Annotated in this window: 23 protein-coding genes; 19 read left to right on the top strand and 4 right to left on the bottom strand. The window is 43.9% G+C overall.

From position 1 onward, the window contains the following. Window position 1 precedes the first annotated feature (1 nt). On the bottom strand, window positions 2-1,174 hold the full coding sequence (locus ACGTNI_RS05085; protein ID WP_394460460.1) for an LL-diaminopimelate aminotransferase: 1,173 nt from the start codon (window positions 1,172-1,174) through the stop codon (window positions 2-4). 176 nt (window positions 1,175-1,350) lie between these two features. On the opposite strand from ACGTNI_RS05085, the gene ACGTNI_RS05080 reads away from it, so the two are divergent. Then, window positions 1,351-1,932, top strand: a complete 582-nt coding sequence (locus tag ACGTNI_RS05080; RefSeq protein WP_394460458.1) for a cell wall hydrolase — start codon at window positions 1,351-1,353, stop codon at window positions 1,930-1,932. Window positions 1,933-2,046: 114 nt separating this feature from the next. Here the strand turns inward: ACGTNI_RS05080 and ACGTNI_RS05075 are convergent, their stop codons facing one another. Then, a complete protein-coding gene (locus ACGTNI_RS05075) occupies window positions 2,047-2,307 on the bottom strand; it encodes a 2Fe-2S iron-sulfur cluster-binding protein (RefSeq protein ID WP_085506653.1) in 261 nt (86 codons plus the stop codon). Window positions 2,308-2,489: 182 nt separating this feature from the next. On the opposite strand from ACGTNI_RS05075, the gene ACGTNI_RS05070 reads away from it, so the two are divergent. From ACGTNI_RS05070 to ACGTNI_RS05025, 10 genes are all read left to right on the top strand, one after another. Next, window positions 2,490-2,696 carry a DUF1657 domain-containing protein gene (locus ACGTNI_RS05070; protein WP_085506654.1) on the top strand — a complete coding sequence of 69 codons (207 nt, stop codon included), beginning with the start codon at window positions 2,490-2,492 and terminating at the stop codon, window positions 2,694-2,696. A 72-nt stretch (window positions 2,697-2,768) separates the two neighbouring features. Then, entirely contained in the window at window positions 2,769-3,215 is a 447-nt protein-coding gene (locus tag ACGTNI_RS05065; RefSeq protein WP_394460455.1) for a YhcN/YlaJ family sporulation lipoprotein, read from the top strand. Window positions 3,216-3,228: 13 nt separating this feature from the next. Next, window positions 3,229-3,708, top strand: a complete 480-nt coding sequence (gene spoVAC / locus ACGTNI_RS05060) for a stage V sporulation protein AC (RefSeq protein WP_085506656.1) — start codon at window positions 3,229-3,231, stop codon at window positions 3,706-3,708. Then, window positions 3,708-4,712 carry a stage V sporulation protein AD gene (spoVAD, locus tag ACGTNI_RS05055; protein WP_085506657.1) on the top strand — a complete coding sequence of 335 codons (1,005 nt, stop codon included), beginning with the start codon at window positions 3,708-3,710 and terminating at the stop codon, window positions 4,710-4,712. The genes spoVAC and spoVAD overlap by 1 nt, the downstream gene beginning before the upstream one ends. Then, window positions 4,709-5,059 (top strand): stage V sporulation protein AE, encoded by a 351-nt coding sequence (gene spoVAE / locus ACGTNI_RS05050; RefSeq protein ID WP_085505145.1) that lies wholly within the window; start codon window positions 4,709-4,711, stop codon window positions 5,057-5,059. Before spoVAD ends, spoVAE begins: the two co-directional genes overlap by 4 nt. A 12-nt stretch (window positions 5,060-5,071) precedes the next feature. Beyond that, window positions 5,072-5,278 (top strand): DUF1657 domain-containing protein, encoded by a 207-nt coding sequence (locus ACGTNI_RS05045; RefSeq protein WP_394460452.1) that lies wholly within the window; start codon window positions 5,072-5,074, stop codon window positions 5,276-5,278. An 18-nt stretch (window positions 5,279-5,296) separates the two neighbouring features. Further along, window positions 5,297-6,157: a DUF421 domain-containing protein gene (locus ACGTNI_RS05040; protein WP_085506659.1), complete on the top strand. Its 861-nt coding sequence runs from the start codon at window positions 5,297-5,299 to the stop codon at window positions 6,155-6,157. A gap of 69 nt (window positions 6,158-6,226) precedes the next feature. Continuing rightward, entirely contained in the window at window positions 6,227-7,225 is a 999-nt protein-coding gene (locus tag ACGTNI_RS05035; protein WP_394460450.1) for a DUF3231 family protein, read from the top strand. A gap of 11 nt (window positions 7,226-7,236) precedes the next feature. After that, on the top strand, window positions 7,237-7,710 hold the full coding sequence (locus ACGTNI_RS05030) for a hypothetical protein (protein ID WP_394460448.1): 474 nt from the start codon (window positions 7,237-7,239) through the stop codon (window positions 7,708-7,710). 122 nt (window positions 7,711-7,832) lie between these two features. Beyond that, window positions 7,833-8,588, top strand: coding sequence for a metallophosphoesterase (locus ACGTNI_RS05025; RefSeq protein ID WP_394460666.1), 756 nt, complete (start codon window positions 7,833-7,835; stop codon window positions 8,586-8,588). A 150-nt stretch (window positions 8,589-8,738) separates the two neighbouring features. Here the strand turns inward: ACGTNI_RS05025 and ACGTNI_RS05020 are convergent, their stop codons facing one another. Continuing rightward, window positions 8,739-9,296: a YkoP family protein gene (locus ACGTNI_RS05020; RefSeq protein WP_394460446.1), complete on the bottom strand. Its 558-nt coding sequence runs from the start codon at window positions 9,294-9,296 to the stop codon at window positions 8,739-8,741. Between the two features lie 220 nt (window positions 9,297-9,516). Here ACGTNI_RS05020 and ACGTNI_RS05015 point away from each other — a divergent pair, with 220 nt between their 5' ends. The 8 genes from ACGTNI_RS05015 (at window position 9,517) to ACGTNI_RS04980 (ending at window position 15,417) form a co-directional block, all read left to right on the top strand. Further along, entirely contained in the window at window positions 9,517-10,185 is a 669-nt protein-coding gene (locus ACGTNI_RS05015; RefSeq protein ID WP_394460444.1) for a hypothetical protein, read from the top strand. Continuing rightward, window positions 10,182-10,919 (top strand): cytochrome c biogenesis CcdA family protein, encoded by a 738-nt coding sequence (locus ACGTNI_RS05010; protein ID WP_394460442.1) that lies wholly within the window; start codon window positions 10,182-10,184, stop codon window positions 10,917-10,919. The genes ACGTNI_RS05015 and ACGTNI_RS05010 overlap by 4 nt, the downstream gene beginning before the upstream one ends. A 27-nt stretch (window positions 10,920-10,946) precedes the next feature. Continuing rightward, window positions 10,947-11,555, top strand: a complete 609-nt coding sequence (locus ACGTNI_RS05005; protein WP_394460440.1) for a peroxiredoxin family protein — start codon at window positions 10,947-10,949, stop codon at window positions 11,553-11,555. A 28-nt stretch (window positions 11,556-11,583) separates the two neighbouring features. Then, the gene (locus tag ACGTNI_RS05000) at window positions 11,584-12,270 is read left to right on the top strand and encodes a response regulator transcription factor (protein ID WP_085506666.1); all 687 of its coding nucleotides are present in this window, start codon (window positions 11,584-11,586) and stop codon (window positions 12,268-12,270) included. Further along, window positions 12,254-13,342 carry a HAMP domain-containing sensor histidine kinase gene (locus ACGTNI_RS04995; protein ID WP_394460438.1) on the top strand — a complete coding sequence of 363 codons (1,089 nt, stop codon included), beginning with the start codon at window positions 12,254-12,256 and terminating at the stop codon, window positions 13,340-13,342. Before ACGTNI_RS05000 ends, ACGTNI_RS04995 begins: the two co-directional genes overlap by 17 nt. A 111-nt stretch (window positions 13,343-13,453) precedes the next feature. Next, window positions 13,454-13,795, top strand: a complete 342-nt coding sequence (locus ACGTNI_RS04990; protein ID WP_394460436.1) for a YolD-like family protein — start codon at window positions 13,454-13,456, stop codon at window positions 13,793-13,795. A gap of 83 nt (window positions 13,796-13,878) precedes the next feature. Then, window positions 13,879-14,421 (top strand): hypothetical protein, encoded by a 543-nt coding sequence (locus ACGTNI_RS04985; RefSeq protein WP_394460434.1) that lies wholly within the window; start codon window positions 13,879-13,881, stop codon window positions 14,419-14,421. A 90-nt stretch (window positions 14,422-14,511) separates the two neighbouring features. Then, window positions 14,512-15,417, top strand: coding sequence for a DMT family transporter (locus ACGTNI_RS04980; protein WP_176223959.1), 906 nt, complete (start codon window positions 14,512-14,514; stop codon window positions 15,415-15,417). Here the strand turns inward: ACGTNI_RS04980 and ACGTNI_RS04975 are convergent. Beyond that, the gene (locus ACGTNI_RS04975; protein WP_394460432.1) at window positions 15,407-15,598 is read right to left on the bottom strand and encodes a hypothetical protein; all 192 of its coding nucleotides are present in this window, start codon (window positions 15,596-15,598) and stop codon (window positions 15,407-15,409) included. The two genes, ACGTNI_RS04980 and ACGTNI_RS04975, sit on opposite strands and share 11 nt — an antisense overlap. Between the last annotated feature and the right edge of the window lie 38 nt (window positions 15,599-15,636).

Genomic DNA, 15,636 nt, shown 5'->3' with positions numbered 1-15,636 from the left:
ATCAACGCTCCTTGCTATTCAATGCTTTTATCCGCTCAGCTGCTTCCCGTAGTCGTTCTTCACCGACCGATAGGGAAATTCGGAAGTACTTATCACCGGACGGGCCAAAAGCAATTCCAGGAGTTATAATCACTCCTGCTTCTTCCAGCATGCGCTCGGCAAAAGAAGAAGAGGTAAATCCTTTTGGTACCGGCGCCCAGATGAAGAAGGTTCCTCGTGGCTTAGTCACCTTGATACCAAGCTCCTGTAACGCATCCAGCATGATGGCCATCCGTTTTTCATAAACAGCAACGTTTTCTTTTACCGCAGAAAAGTCGCTCATTAAAGCAGCCGCCCCCGCCTTTTGAATCGGGAGAAACTGGGATGTATCTGTGTTGCTTTTTACGATCGACAGGGCTTTGATCAACTCTCTGTTGCCTGCGACATAGCCGATCCGCCAGCCAGTCATGTTGAAACTTTTCGATAAGGAACCAAATTCCACTGCAATGTCTTTCGCACCGTTACTCTCCAGTACACTTGGTGCCTGATAGCCGTTATAGGTTAGTGCACTGTAGGCGGCGTCATGAAGAAGAGCAACATCATGCTGTTTAGCAAAGGCCACCGCCTCGTCAAAGACGGAACGATCGACGGTAGCGGCTGTCGGATTGCCCGGGTAGTTCAAAAACATCAGCGAAGCGTTCTTCCAATCGGCTTTTGACACGTGATCAAACATTGGCCGGTAGTGGTTATCTGCATCCAGCGGCAGATAAGTGGTTGTCCCACCGGCTAAATGGACAGCAGAACGATAAACCGGATAACCAGGATCAGGAACCAAAGCGGTTTCACCTGGGTTCAGGACGGCAGTGGCCATGTGGGCAAGTCCTTCTTTTGAACCAATGAGCGCAAGGATTTCTGTATCAGGATCCAGTTCTACCTGATAGGTTCTTTTATAAAAGCCGGCGACCGCCTGACGGAATTCCTGGCAGCCGTTGTAGGAGGAGTAGACATGGTTGGCGGGTTTCTGGGCTTCTTTAGCCAGCTGGTCAATAATGAACGCAGGCGTAGGCAAATCTGGCGCTCCAATGCCTAAGTCAATTACATCAACTCCCTGGCTTTCTAATGCTTTTTTCTTCTGCTGAAAGATTGAGAATAAATATGGGGGTAAACTGGTGACACGATTAGAAATTGGCGGCAAATCATCCTCTCCTTTGACAATCAAATATAGTTCATTATATGAGGGGGGATGTCCGGTTTATGTTTGAAACTGCCAGATAGTGTATGAATGGAAAAAGTGGCAATATTTTTATAATGAAGGAAGGTGGAGGGCGTGTTAGATTGTAATGGATAGAAATCGAAGGAGGTTTTTTAACCATGACTATCAAAAAAATAATTGTGACATCCCTTACAGCCATCATGGCCTTAGCAGCGACGATTTCAGCAAATGCTGCAAGTGCACAAGGATATACAGTCAAAGAAGGGGACTCTTTGTATAAAATTGGAACAAAGTACGGAGCATCTGTTGTTGATATCAAACAAGCGAATGGTAAAACCGATAACAATATCAACCCTGGGGAACAGTTGACGATCCCTGTAACTGTTTCAGAAGCGGAGAAAGATGTACTTGCAAGACTGGTAGAGGCAGAAGCGAAAGGTGAATCTTATGAAGGGAAAGTGGCTGTAGCTGCTGTTGTGTTGAACCGAGTGGACAGCAGTCTCTTCCCTGACAGTATCAACGATGTCATTTACGACGGTTATCAGTTCTCGCCTGTGCTGAATGGAACTATCAACCAGCCGGCGAGTGAAGAGTCCAAAAAAGCGGTCAATGAAGCGATTGCGCATCATGGCCTAGGCTATGGTTCCCTGTATTTCTTCAACCCGGATAAGGCGAACAATGAATACTTGAACCAAAGAGAAGTAACAAATGTAATCGGCAACCATGTATTTGCCAGATAAATAATATTAAAAAAGCTGAGGCACAGGAATTTGAACCTGTGCCTCAGCTTTTTTTACTTCATAATTCTATTTTCATATAAAAAATATTGAATTTCGGTCTACTTATCACAGAAATTATTTAACGGGTACGGTTTGACAGGCAAGACGATAACCGTTTTCTAACTCTGATTCGATCTGCTGATATTCTTTGGGCGTCGGTTTATTTACGGATTCTGTTCCAGTTACAAGCTCCACTTTACAGCGCGTGCAGTTGCCTTTCTGGCATTTGTAATCCAACGGCACTTCCTGTTCAAATGCTGTAGCAAGCAGTGATTTCCCTTTTACCGGTTCAATATCATAAGTTTCTCCATTTTGTTTTACCCGAATCGTATTCATGATGAAAAACTCCCCTTTAAGTAGTGTTTATTATAAAGTTCTCTATAGCCTATTGTATGGTTTCCTCCTGTTTCCTACAAGCAGCCTTTTTTTCTCCTTCATAATAAAGCAAAAATAGGTAAACATAATTTCAAGAATGGTGCAAAAAATAACGGTTGTAAAAAAAGTAAGGAGAGATGAATATGACTGTCATTAGCGATGTGAAACAAACAGTCGCCGGATTAAAGAGCGCACAGGCAAACTTTGAAACCTTTGCCCTTGGCACAGAAAATCAACAAGCCAAGCAACTGTATCAGCAGGCTGCCCAGCAGACACAGGCAATTATCGACAGTGTCGAGCCACGTGTTACTGAAATCGAGCAAGAAGAACCTCAATATAAACAGCAATAGGCAAGGACAGATAAGGTTAGCGAACTGCTAACCTTATTCTGCCATGGACCGCTGTAAGGTGGTGGAGAGAATATGAAAAAAATAATGACCGGGATACTTATGTTGGCATACCTGTTGGGATGTCAGGCTGGAGGCAATGAGGAAACACAAGAAATGAATGAGCCTATGCAAATGGCAAATAACAATAAGTTGAATCAGGCTGTCTCTGAACAGGCTGATCGATCTCTACGAAACAAAAATAATTTAACTGATGTCCAAGTCGTCAATGATGACAAACAGTTGCTGATTGCTGCACAAATTCCCCATAATGAGCGACTCCATATGAAAAGAATAGAGAAGGATTTGACGAAGCAGGCGGAGGAGAAGTTTCCGAAGTACCAGGTTACGCTCTCCCTTGATAAGAAAATCCACCTGGAAGTGATGAAACTGAAGAAAAAGATGGCAGAAGGAACCATCGATCGTAAAAAGCTATCGAAAGAGCTGGACCGACTGATCAAGCTTTCCAAAGAAAAAACATAAAGTAGGTGGCGTCATGGCTAATAATAAGAAAAAAAATCTGACTCCAGTTCAACAGGAATATCAACAATTTCAATCCGAACGCGAAGTGAAGAGGCCGGTAGTTAAAAACTGTATCAAGGCCTTTTTCGTTGGTGGGTTAATCTGTTTAATCGGGCAGTTCATCCAAACTTTTTTTATCTACAACTTTGACTTCACCGAGCAGACTGCCGGAAACCCTACCGTTGCCGTCATGATATTCATCGCCATGCTGTTAACAGGGTTTGGTGTCTATGACCGCCTCGCTCAATTTGCCGGTGCAGGCTCTGCCGTTCCAGTTACAGGCTTTGGTAATGCGGTCATTTCTGCTGCGATTGAACATAGAAGTGAAGGGCTTATTTTAGGTGTAGGTGGCAATATGTTTAAGTTAGCAGGTTCGGTCATTATGTCAGGTGTATTCGCTGCGTTCATAGTTGCTCTCATTAAGACTTTATTGATTCAATGGGGTGCTTTGTGATGCGGACGTGGGAATTTGAACAGCGGCCGGTCATCGTATCAACCGGTACGGTCGGCGGTCCATTTGAAGCGAATGGTCAGCTGGCCGATGATTTTGATACCTTGCATGGTGACCTGTGGCTGAATGAAGATACCTATGAAAAAGCGCACAAAGTGCTATTTGAGGAAGCATCGCTTAGAGCGCTAGAAAAGGCTGGTCTCGCTAAAGAAAAAGTTGACTTTTTTATAGGCGGTGATTTGATCAATCAAATCACGCCGACAAGCTTCACAGCAAAAACAATCGGTGCGGGCTATTTTGGTTTGTTCGGCGCCTGTTCCACTTCGATGGAAGGGCTGGCACTAAGCGCTTTTATCATCAATAACGGGGGCGCGAAATGCATAGTGACAGGCTCAGCCAGCCATAATGCCGCTGTGGAAAAACAATTTCGTTATCCGACAGAGTACGGGGCACAAAAACCGCCGACTTCCCAGTGGACGGTAACAGGTGCAGGCGCGTCAGTCGTAATGGCTCAGGGAGAAGGTCCCGTTGTCACTTCGGCCACCATTGGAAAGGTCGTCGATATGGGCCTTACGGATCCGATGAATATGGGAGGAGCGATGGCACCTGCCGCTGTCGATACAATTGAAACCCATTTTCGCGACCGGAATATTGATGCTTCCCATTACGACTTGATTGCTACGGGCGACCTCGGGCACATTGGCCGGGAAGTGGCCTTCGACTTGTTGAAAAAACATGGAACAGATATTTCTGAAGAAAAATTCCAGGATTGCGGGCTGATGATTTACAGGGAGAACCAGCCGGTACTGGCAGGGGCAAGCGGTGCAGGATGTTCAGCAGTCGTCACCTACGGTCATTTATTGAACCGGATGAAAAAAGGGGAATTGAGGCGGATATTAGTAGTAGCAACCGGTGCCTTATTATCTCCCTTGACTTTTCAACAAGGGGAAACCATTCCATGTATCGCCCATGCAGTTTCGATTGAATATGGGGGTGGGAGCTTATGATTTTTTTCTGGGCGTTTGTAGTTGGAGGAATCATTTGTGTGATCGGTCAAATCATGTTTGATGTCTTCAAATTGACTCCTGCCCACACCTTAAGTGCGTTAGTAGTGGCAGGAGCTGTTTTGGATGGATTTGGATTGTACGAACCATTAATCGATTTTGCAGGGGCCGGGGCGACCATCCCAATCACAAGCTTTGGAAACGCCCTCGTCCACGGAGCGATGGAAGAAGCACAAAAACACGGACTTGTCGGGGTAGTGACCGGAATGTTTGAAGTAACGAGTGCAGGTATTTCAGCTGCCATCATTTTCGGGACGCTTGCTGCCCTCATTTTCAAGCCAAAAGGATAAGGAGAAGCAGATATGACAGTTGGTGCGGATATCAAACAATGTCTTGCCACAATCAAAAGTATCGAAGCGGGTTTATCTTCGCTGGCCATCAACACGAACGCGGAAGATGAACAGCGACTCTTTCATGAACAAATGCTTATCATCGAAGAAATCAAACAAGATTTGATGAAGCGAATTGGAGAAGTTGAACGAGAAGAAGAGCAGTATAAGGGTTTTTAACCCAAGGAGTGATGTAAAGTGCCAGGATGGTTGGAAGTGGTAGTAAGGGGTGTATTATTTCTCTTTGTTCTTTTTCTGACAACAAAGATACTAGGAAAGAAACAGTTATCAGAGCTTTCATTTTTTGAATACGTTTCAGGCATCACCATCGGTAGTATTGCGGCGGAAGTCATGATGGGACTGGAAAATAATATTTGGCATGGGATCATCGGTGTCGCTATTTTCGCGGTGCTTCCTTTCTTTGTGGAAATCCTGTCGCTCCACAGTAAAACAGTCCGTGATGTGGTGGAAGGAAAAGGAACTGTATTGATTAAAGATGGCAAAATTCTCGAAGATAATTTAAAAAAAGAGAAGTACACCACGGATGAACTTTTACAGCTGTTAAGGGGGAGAGACGTATTTAAAGTGGATGAAGTAGAATATGCGGTTCTCGAAGCAGATGGTAAATTAAGCGTTCTGTTGAAAAAAGACAATCGTCCCCTGACAAGAAAGGACTTAGATTTGCCCAGTATCAATGAAAAGGAGCCCCACACGATCGTTATGGACGGGGAGATTTTTGATGAAAAATTGGCTTCTGCCGGGAAGAACCGGGCATGGTTGAAAGGTGAGTTAGATAAGCAGAACGTCACAATCGAGAATGTCTTTCTTGGTCAGGTGGACTCCTCCGGCCAGCTGACCATTGATTTATACGATGACAAAATCGAGGTACCCACGCCTCAGGATAAGCCGCTCCTCCTGGCTAATATGAAAAAATGCCAGGCGGACCTGGAACTGTTTGCGCTGGCTACCGACTCAGAGAAAGCAAAGCGTCTATATGCAGCCAATGCCAAGAAGCTGCAGGAGTCGATGGATGTACTGTCCCCGCATTTGAAAGGATAAGGAATGCGACATAAACTGCAGCAGTTAGGAAAAGCTAAGCAAAACAGTAGTGAAGGAGATGTTTTTTCAATGGCAGTCGTAAAGCTTACCGCCAGCGAAATTGGAATGTTGTGGACACAATATGTCCAAAACACGATGACCATCCAATTTTTGAAATATTTTAGTAAAACCGTTGAAGACGATGAAATTAAATCAGTCGTCCAATTTGCGGAAGAGTTTTCATCTACCGTTATTGAGGATATGCAGGGTATTTTTCAAGAAGAAGAGCTTCTGGTGCCGGATGGTTTCAACGAAAAAGATGTCAATATGGAAGCTCCCAAATTATTTACTGATGCTTTCATACTGATGTTCCTGAGTAATATGGGAAAAGCAGGTGTCCTGGCCTATGGAGCTTCTTTAAGTGCATCGTCCCGTGAAGACGTCCGTCAATTGTTTTCCAGGTGCGTTACTGAAACGACAGAACTGTTCAATCGGGCGGTAGATGTTGGTCTGGAAAAAGGGCTCCATGTGCGGCCTCCACAAGTCGATGTTCCGAGAGAAATCGAGTATGTCGAAGGTAAAAAGTATTTGAGTCCATTTAACAAGCGTTCACTTAATACCATTGAAATCAGTCATTTGTTCGAAAATATAAAAACCAATATGCTTGGGGAATCGATATGTGCTGCATTTGCCCAGACGACAACCTCCAATGAAATCGTAGCTTATATGAAAAAAGGGGAGGATATTTCCTCCAAACATATCCAGACTTTTTCTCATATATTAGACAAGTCCGAAATTCACCCGCCGATGGCATCCAACAGTTTGATCACCAATTCTACTTCCCAGACTTTTTCTGATCGCCTGATTGTCTTTTTAATGAGCGTGCTCAGTACAACTGGACAGGGAAATTACTCAGCAGCTTCAACGGCAAGCATGCGTTATGACTTAGTTCTCAACTATCAGCGGCTCTCGGTGGAAGTGGCTTTATATGCAAAAGACGGTTTAGACTTAATGATCAAACATGGATGGTTAGAAGAGCCTCCCCAAGCCCCCGATCGAAACGAACTTGTCGCGCACTCTTCCAGTTGACGGGGGCTGCTATGAGACATTCGCCGCTGGAAGTCTTGCTATGGAGTATCGCCTTTCCGGGATTTGGGCAATTGCTGAACCGTCAGCTTATAAAAGGTATATTTTTTATTGTGTTAGAAGTCTTTGTGAATTTGTATAGTAAATTCAACACAGCCATCATCTACAGTTTCCTTGGTGAAATTGATAAAGCGATTGAAGTAACAAACTTTCAATGGCTGATGTTTTATCCATGTCTTTATATGTTCACCATCTGGGACGCGTATAAAGATGCGCATGCTGCCGAACCTCCGAAGCTTGCTTTCTTACCATTTGTTTTTTCAGCCTATTTTGTAACGGTAGGGCTGATCTATTCGACTAAGGTGAAGCTGTTCGGCGTTTTATTCGGCCCTGTCTGGCTGCCGATACTGTTTGTCATTCCGGGTCTCGTCATAGGTTTTTTATTACGATCGTTACTGCTTCGTGTTCTGACCGCCAACAACAGCTAGGTGGTAACCTATCCATCAATTGCTAGTCCTCCATCATCTTGATCCTTGTATAATAGGAAGGGGAGGTGGAGGCCATAATTTGGATTATATCTTTGCTGCCGCTGCTTCTGGTTGGCGGCTATATGGCATATAAAAACACACAAGAAGTACAAATCAATAAAGTGGATGTGAAATCAGATAACACAGCCGCTCCTCTTCATATTTTGCATTTATCCGATCTTCATTTAGAAAATATCTCCATAAGTCCAGCTCAGCTCTATGAAAAACTGAAACAGGAACCATATGATATGATCGCATTGACCGGGGATTTTCTTGACCGGAAATGGACGATTCCGAAGCTTGTTCCTTATTTGGAAGTGCTTAACGATTTGAAGCCAAAATACGGCATTTACGTCGTGTTCGGTAACCACGATTACGTCCTGCGTCCCCACAACTTCAAGCGATTGAAGAAGACCTTGGAAAATCACCAGTGTAAGGTATTGCAGAATGCCAATGATCAATTAATCATAAACGGCCGCTCTATCAATGTTATCGGTATTGATAATTATAGTACCGGCCACAGCGATATTGAGGCTGCCTATCAAGGAATTCATCAGGGCTATAACCTTGTGTTGACTCATGACCCGAACGTTGTACTGGAGATGGATGACTATCACTTTGATTATTTATTGTCCGGTCATTTCCATGGCGGACAAATTTTGTATCCTAAAGCCTATCATCTTGTGAAAATGGGAAAGCTTCCACGGATGAATATGATTAAAGGCCTTCACAATCATAAAGGAAAGTCTTTTTATATCAGTGAAGGACTGGGACAGACCGGCCTGAATATTCGCATAGGAAGCCGACCTGAAGTCACCATGCACCAAATAGCAGAATAACAATAACTAAAAAAGCTAAGGCATTGTCGCTGCATTGCCTTAGCTTTTTTCATTGGCTGAAATACTTTTTGTGTTGCTGCGGACCTTCACTTTTAATATTTTGTTCAAACGGGGCAATTGTTATAGGAAAGCTAATTTGTGTCTATTTTGTTAAGATATCTGTTTTTGCAACTGGTCTTTTGAGATAAAAATATAGTTAGGCTGGTGGTTTTTCAGGTATCCTAAAGAAGAAGGACGCATACACAAGGTACTGATAGCTATGAAGGATAAAAATTTCATACAGCGGTATACTTGGTTGGTAATAGGAGCCGTTTCAAACCCCAGCCGGCGACAGCCCTTGTGCAGAGCCGTAATTCCCATGATTCCGGTAACCTCATGCCTATGGGTATGTTGGTTCAGATAACTGGCAAGGTCCGGCATCGAATCCCGGACAGTCTTATAAATATGACGCGCTTTGTTAACATCGTGGTTCATGGAGCGCATTTCATTGATGAGCCGGATATTATGCAAATGTATTTTCAGTACCTTATCATGTTTTTGAATACGGGTACCATCATCGAGCGTTATTCCGCTGCCTTTATAGGCTGTAATCCGGACACGGAACACATTGTTGATTTCTTTATTATTCCCCGTTACATAGGTCAGCCGGGAGACTCGATAGTAGAGAGGATCAAATAAAGTCCAGAGACTCACTAAATATTGTCTCATGGCAAACACCTCCTAAGGTTAATCGCATCCCTTAGTGTTTGGTGTTTCTTTGGTTTTATAGATGGGAAAAATCGGTTTATAATCAAGTCTTGTGCCATTCGCAGCCAGGTTTTTCTACTGGTTCATAATCCGTTAACAATCGAGTTTTATACTTGGCGATAAGCTAAGTTTTTCAAATAATGGATTTTGCCATGATACTTCACAATAAAGGAAGAATGTTATGCCATCAGCATGGGTGTTAGGACCGCTAATTATAAAAAGTTCATGGATCATCACGATCATCAGTATAATAGCAGGAGGCTTGTTTTACCGCTCCTATTCCCGTTTCAGTCAGGATAAGAAGAAGCGGATGGAAGAGAGTTTGTTTTCCCTGTTGCTGACATTTATTTTTACGTATTTCTTTGGGAAAATCGTATTTCATTTCTCGTTATTTCTCCAGGATCCTCCGGCTATCCTGGCATACCCGAGTGGGAAAAATGAGTTTTACTTAGCTGCAGTGCTTACCTTCGCCCATGCCTTGTTCTTATTGCGAAAAAAACAAATGGATGGGTGCGAGCTGTTATTTAGCGGAATGATGGTATTTTTGCCGGCACTGTTGTTGAAAAGTTTCCTTGACGCTATGCTGCTTCAAAATGGGATGGAGCTTCCTATAATCGTTAAACTTTTCGTATTAAGTGTTTTTGTACTGCTGTTTGCTTTTCAGACAGTCGGCAAAAGCCATGTTATTTATTTATGGCTGGCCTGGCTGCTCAGCGAATGGCTGCTTTCATTTATTGCACCATTCCCGATGTTGTTCGGGGTTATGGTCGATCCGTGGTTTATATTTGCGTTAATGGCTGCAGGACTATTTCTTGAAATTTTGACTAGACGGAAGGTGGTCATTACATGACTTCAGATGTTACAATTTGGCTCGCTTTCGGTGCAGGGGCGATATCTTTCTTATCCCCATGTACTCTGCCGCTGCTTCCTGCTTATTTGTCCTACATAACAGGAATGAGTGTGAAAGAAATACAAAACAAGAAAGATGCTAAAGTACGGACTAATATTTTGTTGCATTCAATATTCTTCCTTATTGGTGTGTCATCGATCTTTATTGCTTTAGGAATTGGAGCCTCTTATTTAGGAAGCTATATTCAGGGGCTATTGTCCGGTCAGTCCGGTGTTTTGATTCAGCGGATAGCCGGTGTATTCATCATTTTGATGGGCTTGTTTGTCGGTGGCTGGATCAGTTTCAAATGGCTGATGAAAGACAAACGACTTCGTCATTCTCAGAAGCCGGCTGGTCTGTTAGGAACGACCTTTGTCGGAATGGGATTTGCCGCAGGATGGACCCCGTGTATCGGTCCGATCTTCGCTTCGATTCTTGTACTGGCAGCAACAGACCCGGGGCAGGGGTTACTATACACAATTGCTTACGTACTTGGTTTCGCTATGCCCTTCCTCTTGTTCTCCTTCTTCCTGGGATCGGCTAGATGGGTTGTCCGCTATAGTGAAAAAATCATGAAGGTCGGCGGTGGGCTGATGATTGTCATGGGGGTATTACTTTATACCGGACAATTAGCACGGCTTTCGAATATTTTGCTTCGGTTAGTACAGGATACGTGGTTAGGGAACTTAGGATAATTTTATTGAGGGAGGACGATGTCAGGCATGAAAAAAGGGATTTTAATCGGAATCGTGATAGCTATGCTGGGCTGGGCGGTCTATGATATGCTAGGTGACAAAGGTGACTCAGGAACTTCTGGAGAAAAAGAGCCTCAGATGAGGGTCGCAGGAGATGGAGAAGGTCCAGAAGGGGACGAAGCTTCCGAAAATGAAGACGTTGCCGGGGGCGAGGTCGGTTTACAAAAAGGTCAGAAAGCACCTGATTTTGAACTCCAGACGATGGACGGTGAAACGGTCAAACTTTCCGATTACCGCGGTCAGAAAGTAATGATCAATTTCTGGGCTACCTGGTGTCCGCCGTGCCGGGCGGAGATGCCGGACATGCAGAAGTTCTATGAGAACGAAGATGTCGAAATTTTGGCCGTGAACCTTACGCAAACGGAAAGCGACGCTAGTGACGTCACAAAATTTGTCGATGACTTCGGGCTGACCTTCCCGATTCTCATGGATGAGAATATTGCGGTTGCCAACCAATATGAAATTAAACCGATTCCAACTTCCTATTTCGTCGATTCGGAAGGTTACATTCAATATGTAGCTTTGGGAGCGATGAATTACGACTTGATGATTCAACAGTACGAACAGATGGATTGATGCCTATCATAAACGAATGGTGGTTGACATGAACGAGAAAATTTTAGTGGTAGAAGACGATCCGATGATCATGAACCTGGTTACCATTTACTTAGAGAAAGCCGGTTATGATGTAGTAACGGCAGAGGACGGGGAAAAGGCGAAAGACATGTACTTCACCCACGCCCCCTGCCTGATTATATTAGACTTGATGCTTCCCAAGGTTAGCGGGGAAGCATTTTGTCGTTGGGTAAGAAAGCAGGATGCAAGAGAAGTTTCCATCATCATATTATCGGCAAAAGCGCGCACAGAAGACAGGATTGCCGGGCTTAAAATGGGGGCGGATGACTATCTGACCAAGCCATTCAGTCCTGAAGAGCTGGTTGCCCATGTAGAAGCAGTATTGCGCCGCACTGGTCAGCACTGCCAGAAAATCACCTATGACGGGTTGAGCATTATGCCGCGGAAAGGGGAAGTTACCCTGAATGGCGAACAGCTGAACCTGACAAATTATGAATTCAACCTGTTATATGTGTTCATGGAAAATCCTAATATCGTTCTTTCCCGTGAACACCTGCTCAATCATCTGAACCCCTATGATGAAAATGAAAGCTTTGAACGGACGATTGATGTGCATGTTAAAAAGCTTCGGAAGAAAATCGAGGACGATCCCACGAAACCAAAACGGCTGATCACTGTAAGAGGAATGGGGTATAAATTTGTGGCAGAAAATTAAATCCTGGCGGGAAAAGATGGCCACCCAATTGCTATGGCGACTGACCATCACCAATATCATCATCATTGCCTTATTTATTTTATTAAGCGGTGTTGCTGTCTACCAGACTGCCTGCTTTCTGGTGGGAAGGATTACGGATGTCGGTATGGCTCGCCAGTTAAGTTTCAATTCCACGCTGTTTCAATATTTATGGATTTTTAGTCTGATTGCTATTGTCAGTGGGAGTGTCGTTCATTACTTTATGATGAAGCAAATGATGCAGCCGATCACCGAACTTACTGAGTCGATGAAACGGTTGAAACAGGGGAGCTATCCAGCTGTACTGGAGACGAAAAACAAAGATGAAATCGGACAGCTAGTCGAACATTTTAATGAAATGAATCTGCTGCTTCGTGAAAATGAACAAAAGCGTAATAAGATGTTGACGGATATGGCTCATGAATTACGTACTCCGCTAGCGAATATCAACGGCTACCTGGAAGGGTTGAGCAAAGGCGTCATTGAAGGGTCGCCGGAACTTTATCATTCCCTGCATCAGGAGGCGAAGCGGATTACCGCCATGATGCAGCAGCTGCACGAAGTGAAAGAATGGGACAGTCTCGGCGGACAGTCCTACCCGGAAAGAGAAATGGTGGAAATCAGCGATTTAGTTGCTAATTGTGTCCAGTTATTTCAATGGGAGCTGGACAATCAAAAGGTTAAAGTAGTTACCGAAGTGGAGGAAAGCCGGTTATTCGTTCACCGGGAAGGCATCCAGCAGGTACTCACCAACCTTCTTCAGAATGCCATCCAGTACTACGAGGGCGAAGAGCCGATAACAATTACCGGTAAACAGACGGAAACAGCCTATCAGCTCTCTGTTGCAGGGCCTGGCTCTTACATTTCAGAAACGGAAAAAACAAAGATATTTGAACGCTTTTACCGTATCGATCCGTCGAGAAGCAGGGAAACAGGCGGAAGTGGACTGGGACTTGCGATCAGCAAAGAAATTATCGAGCAGCATAATGGAAGTGTCCAGTTAGATACAGATGGTTATCATCATACCTTTACCTTCACACTCCCGCTTCCATGACGAATTCAAGGATAAAACGTCAATTTTTGGCAGTCTGTGAAATTAGCTTTACCCTGCTGTTAGAATTATATATAATAAGAACAAACGTTCGGAATGACAGGAGGGTGCATGATGGATAAGCATAATAAAGACCGAGGAACCATTAAGTGGACATCGTTGATGCTGCCGGAGCATGTCCAATTAGTGAAAGAGCTTTGGAAAGAAGATGAACGTGTGGAAAAAGGCATCATTGATGAACAAAAAGCTGTAGAAATCGATTTTTTACTGCAGCGGGCCCTGAATGACAATTTGACCGTGGAGATCATTTTTCATAATGGGTTTGAACATGAACGGCGCTATGGGAAAATCAATTCGATCTGTTCCATGAGAAAAGAGCTTCATGGTACAAAGGAAGCCACGAAGCATACGTTTACACTGCCTTTAAATGACATCGTCGATATTACCATCCTGTAAACACCTGAATGAAAAGGAAAATAATTGAAATATCCAACAACTTATATTAAGCTGGTTGTAACAGTGTATTAAAGGGGATTGTAATGGGGAAATTATTCAGTTTTAAAGGCTTAATGACAATTTTAATTGTTTTGGTAGTTGGTTCGCTCGGGTTTTTTGGCGTACTTATATTTACGGATATCAACGAAAATAAATCAGAAAATACAGTTGCTTCAGAATCCAGTATTGAAGAGGAAAACCCATCTGAGTCAGGCGGAGAGGCAGAGGCTAAGCCGGCAAATAAAGAAGGTTTTGAGGATGCGGGGGATTTAATAGCTGTCGCTCACCGTTATTATAATGACACAACCGGCTATGGAAAGCTGGAAGATGGCGTCAAATGGAGTGAGCAGCGGGAAAAGGCAGATCAGTACTTAACTTACATTGAGGACAACACATTTGAAGACCCGCCTACCTTACAGACCGATATGGATGCAGTTGCTCAGTATTTGAAACAAATAGTCGACGGATCCAAAGAATTAGATAACGTAAGGCAGGCCCATCGTTATTTTCATGACCTCGATATTGCCATTAATAATTACACGAATTATACAGATGTCTGGGACGTAACAGAAACGCCTGTCAACTGATTCAGGAAAAGACTCTTACCTTCAGGGTAAGGGTCTTTTGGTATCTGGATGGACTTTGTAATTTCTTCAAATGGAAGGGGGGGTGGAACCATGTGGAAAGCATATGCATTGGTTATGCTCGCTATTATATTGTTTTCGGGAAATTTTATCGCTGGCAAGGTGGCTACAGCAGCAATCGCCCCATTTACGCTGGCCTGGCTGCGGACATTAATCGCCTTCTTACTGTTATTGACGTTTGCGAGACAGGAATTCAAGTATGCCCGTCCGGTGATGATGAAAAATTGGAAAGCTTTATATGGAATGGCGATGACGGGGGTGGTGTTATTTCCGGCCCTTGTGTACACTTCCTTGAATTATACGACTACCATTAATGCATCTATTGTAGAGGCTTTGACGCCTTCCGTTGCGATGGTGCTCGGCTTTTTATTCTTAAGGGAACGTTTTACTCCCTCTCAATTAACAGGGGTGCTTATTTCTTTTCTCGGTGTCCTTTACATCATCACACAAGGATCATGGGAAGTATTGACAGGCTTAGGATTTAACATTGGAGATTTGATTATGCTGAGCGCGGTCGTAAGCTGGGCTTTTTATTCTTTACTGGTCAATAAGCATGGACCGAAGTTTCCGATGTATGGAAGTCTGCTGTTCATGTTGGGAATGGGAAATGTCACCCTGCTGATAATGGCAGCGATCATCGAATGGCTGCCCCGGGGATTTGAAATTGACTGGTCTTCACAAGTGATTTGGAGTGTGCTTTACACTGGTATCTTCCCGGCTGTTATCGCTCTGATTGCCTGGAACCAGGCCGTGTCGATGATCGGTCCTTCAAAGGCTGCGGTGTTTTTGAATTTGATACCTGTAATCACAGCGGTTATGGCGTTCATTTTTTTAGGAGAAGCAATAACCAGTGCACAGTTAGTAGGGGGGATGTTTGTGTTAGGCGGTGTCTATATGACGACACGAAGACAAAAAAAGAGAGAGGCGGCTAATCCTTAGCATCCTCTCCGTGCGTTTCTGTCCATGCCACCCTTCCGGCCAGCAAAAAAATCAGGCTGGAAGCCAGGAATACGAAGCTGATTATCGTATCGTGAAGGATGAACATCATGATGGCTCCGGTTAGTGCGTTCATGATTCCGACGGTGACAAACATCCAGGCAATCAAGTTCTTTTGTTCCATGGCAAGTCACCCCATTCCTATGGTTACTTAGAGTATAG

This window comes from Thalassobacillus sp. B23F22_16 (genome assembly GCF_043496955.1).
In the GTDB taxonomy this organism is placed as follows: Bacteria; Bacillota; Bacilli; order Bacillales; family Halobacillaceae; genus Thalassobacillus; species Thalassobacillus devorans_A.
Note: the sequence above shows the minus strand (reverse complement) of the source record. Positions and strands in the feature narration are given on the sequence as shown.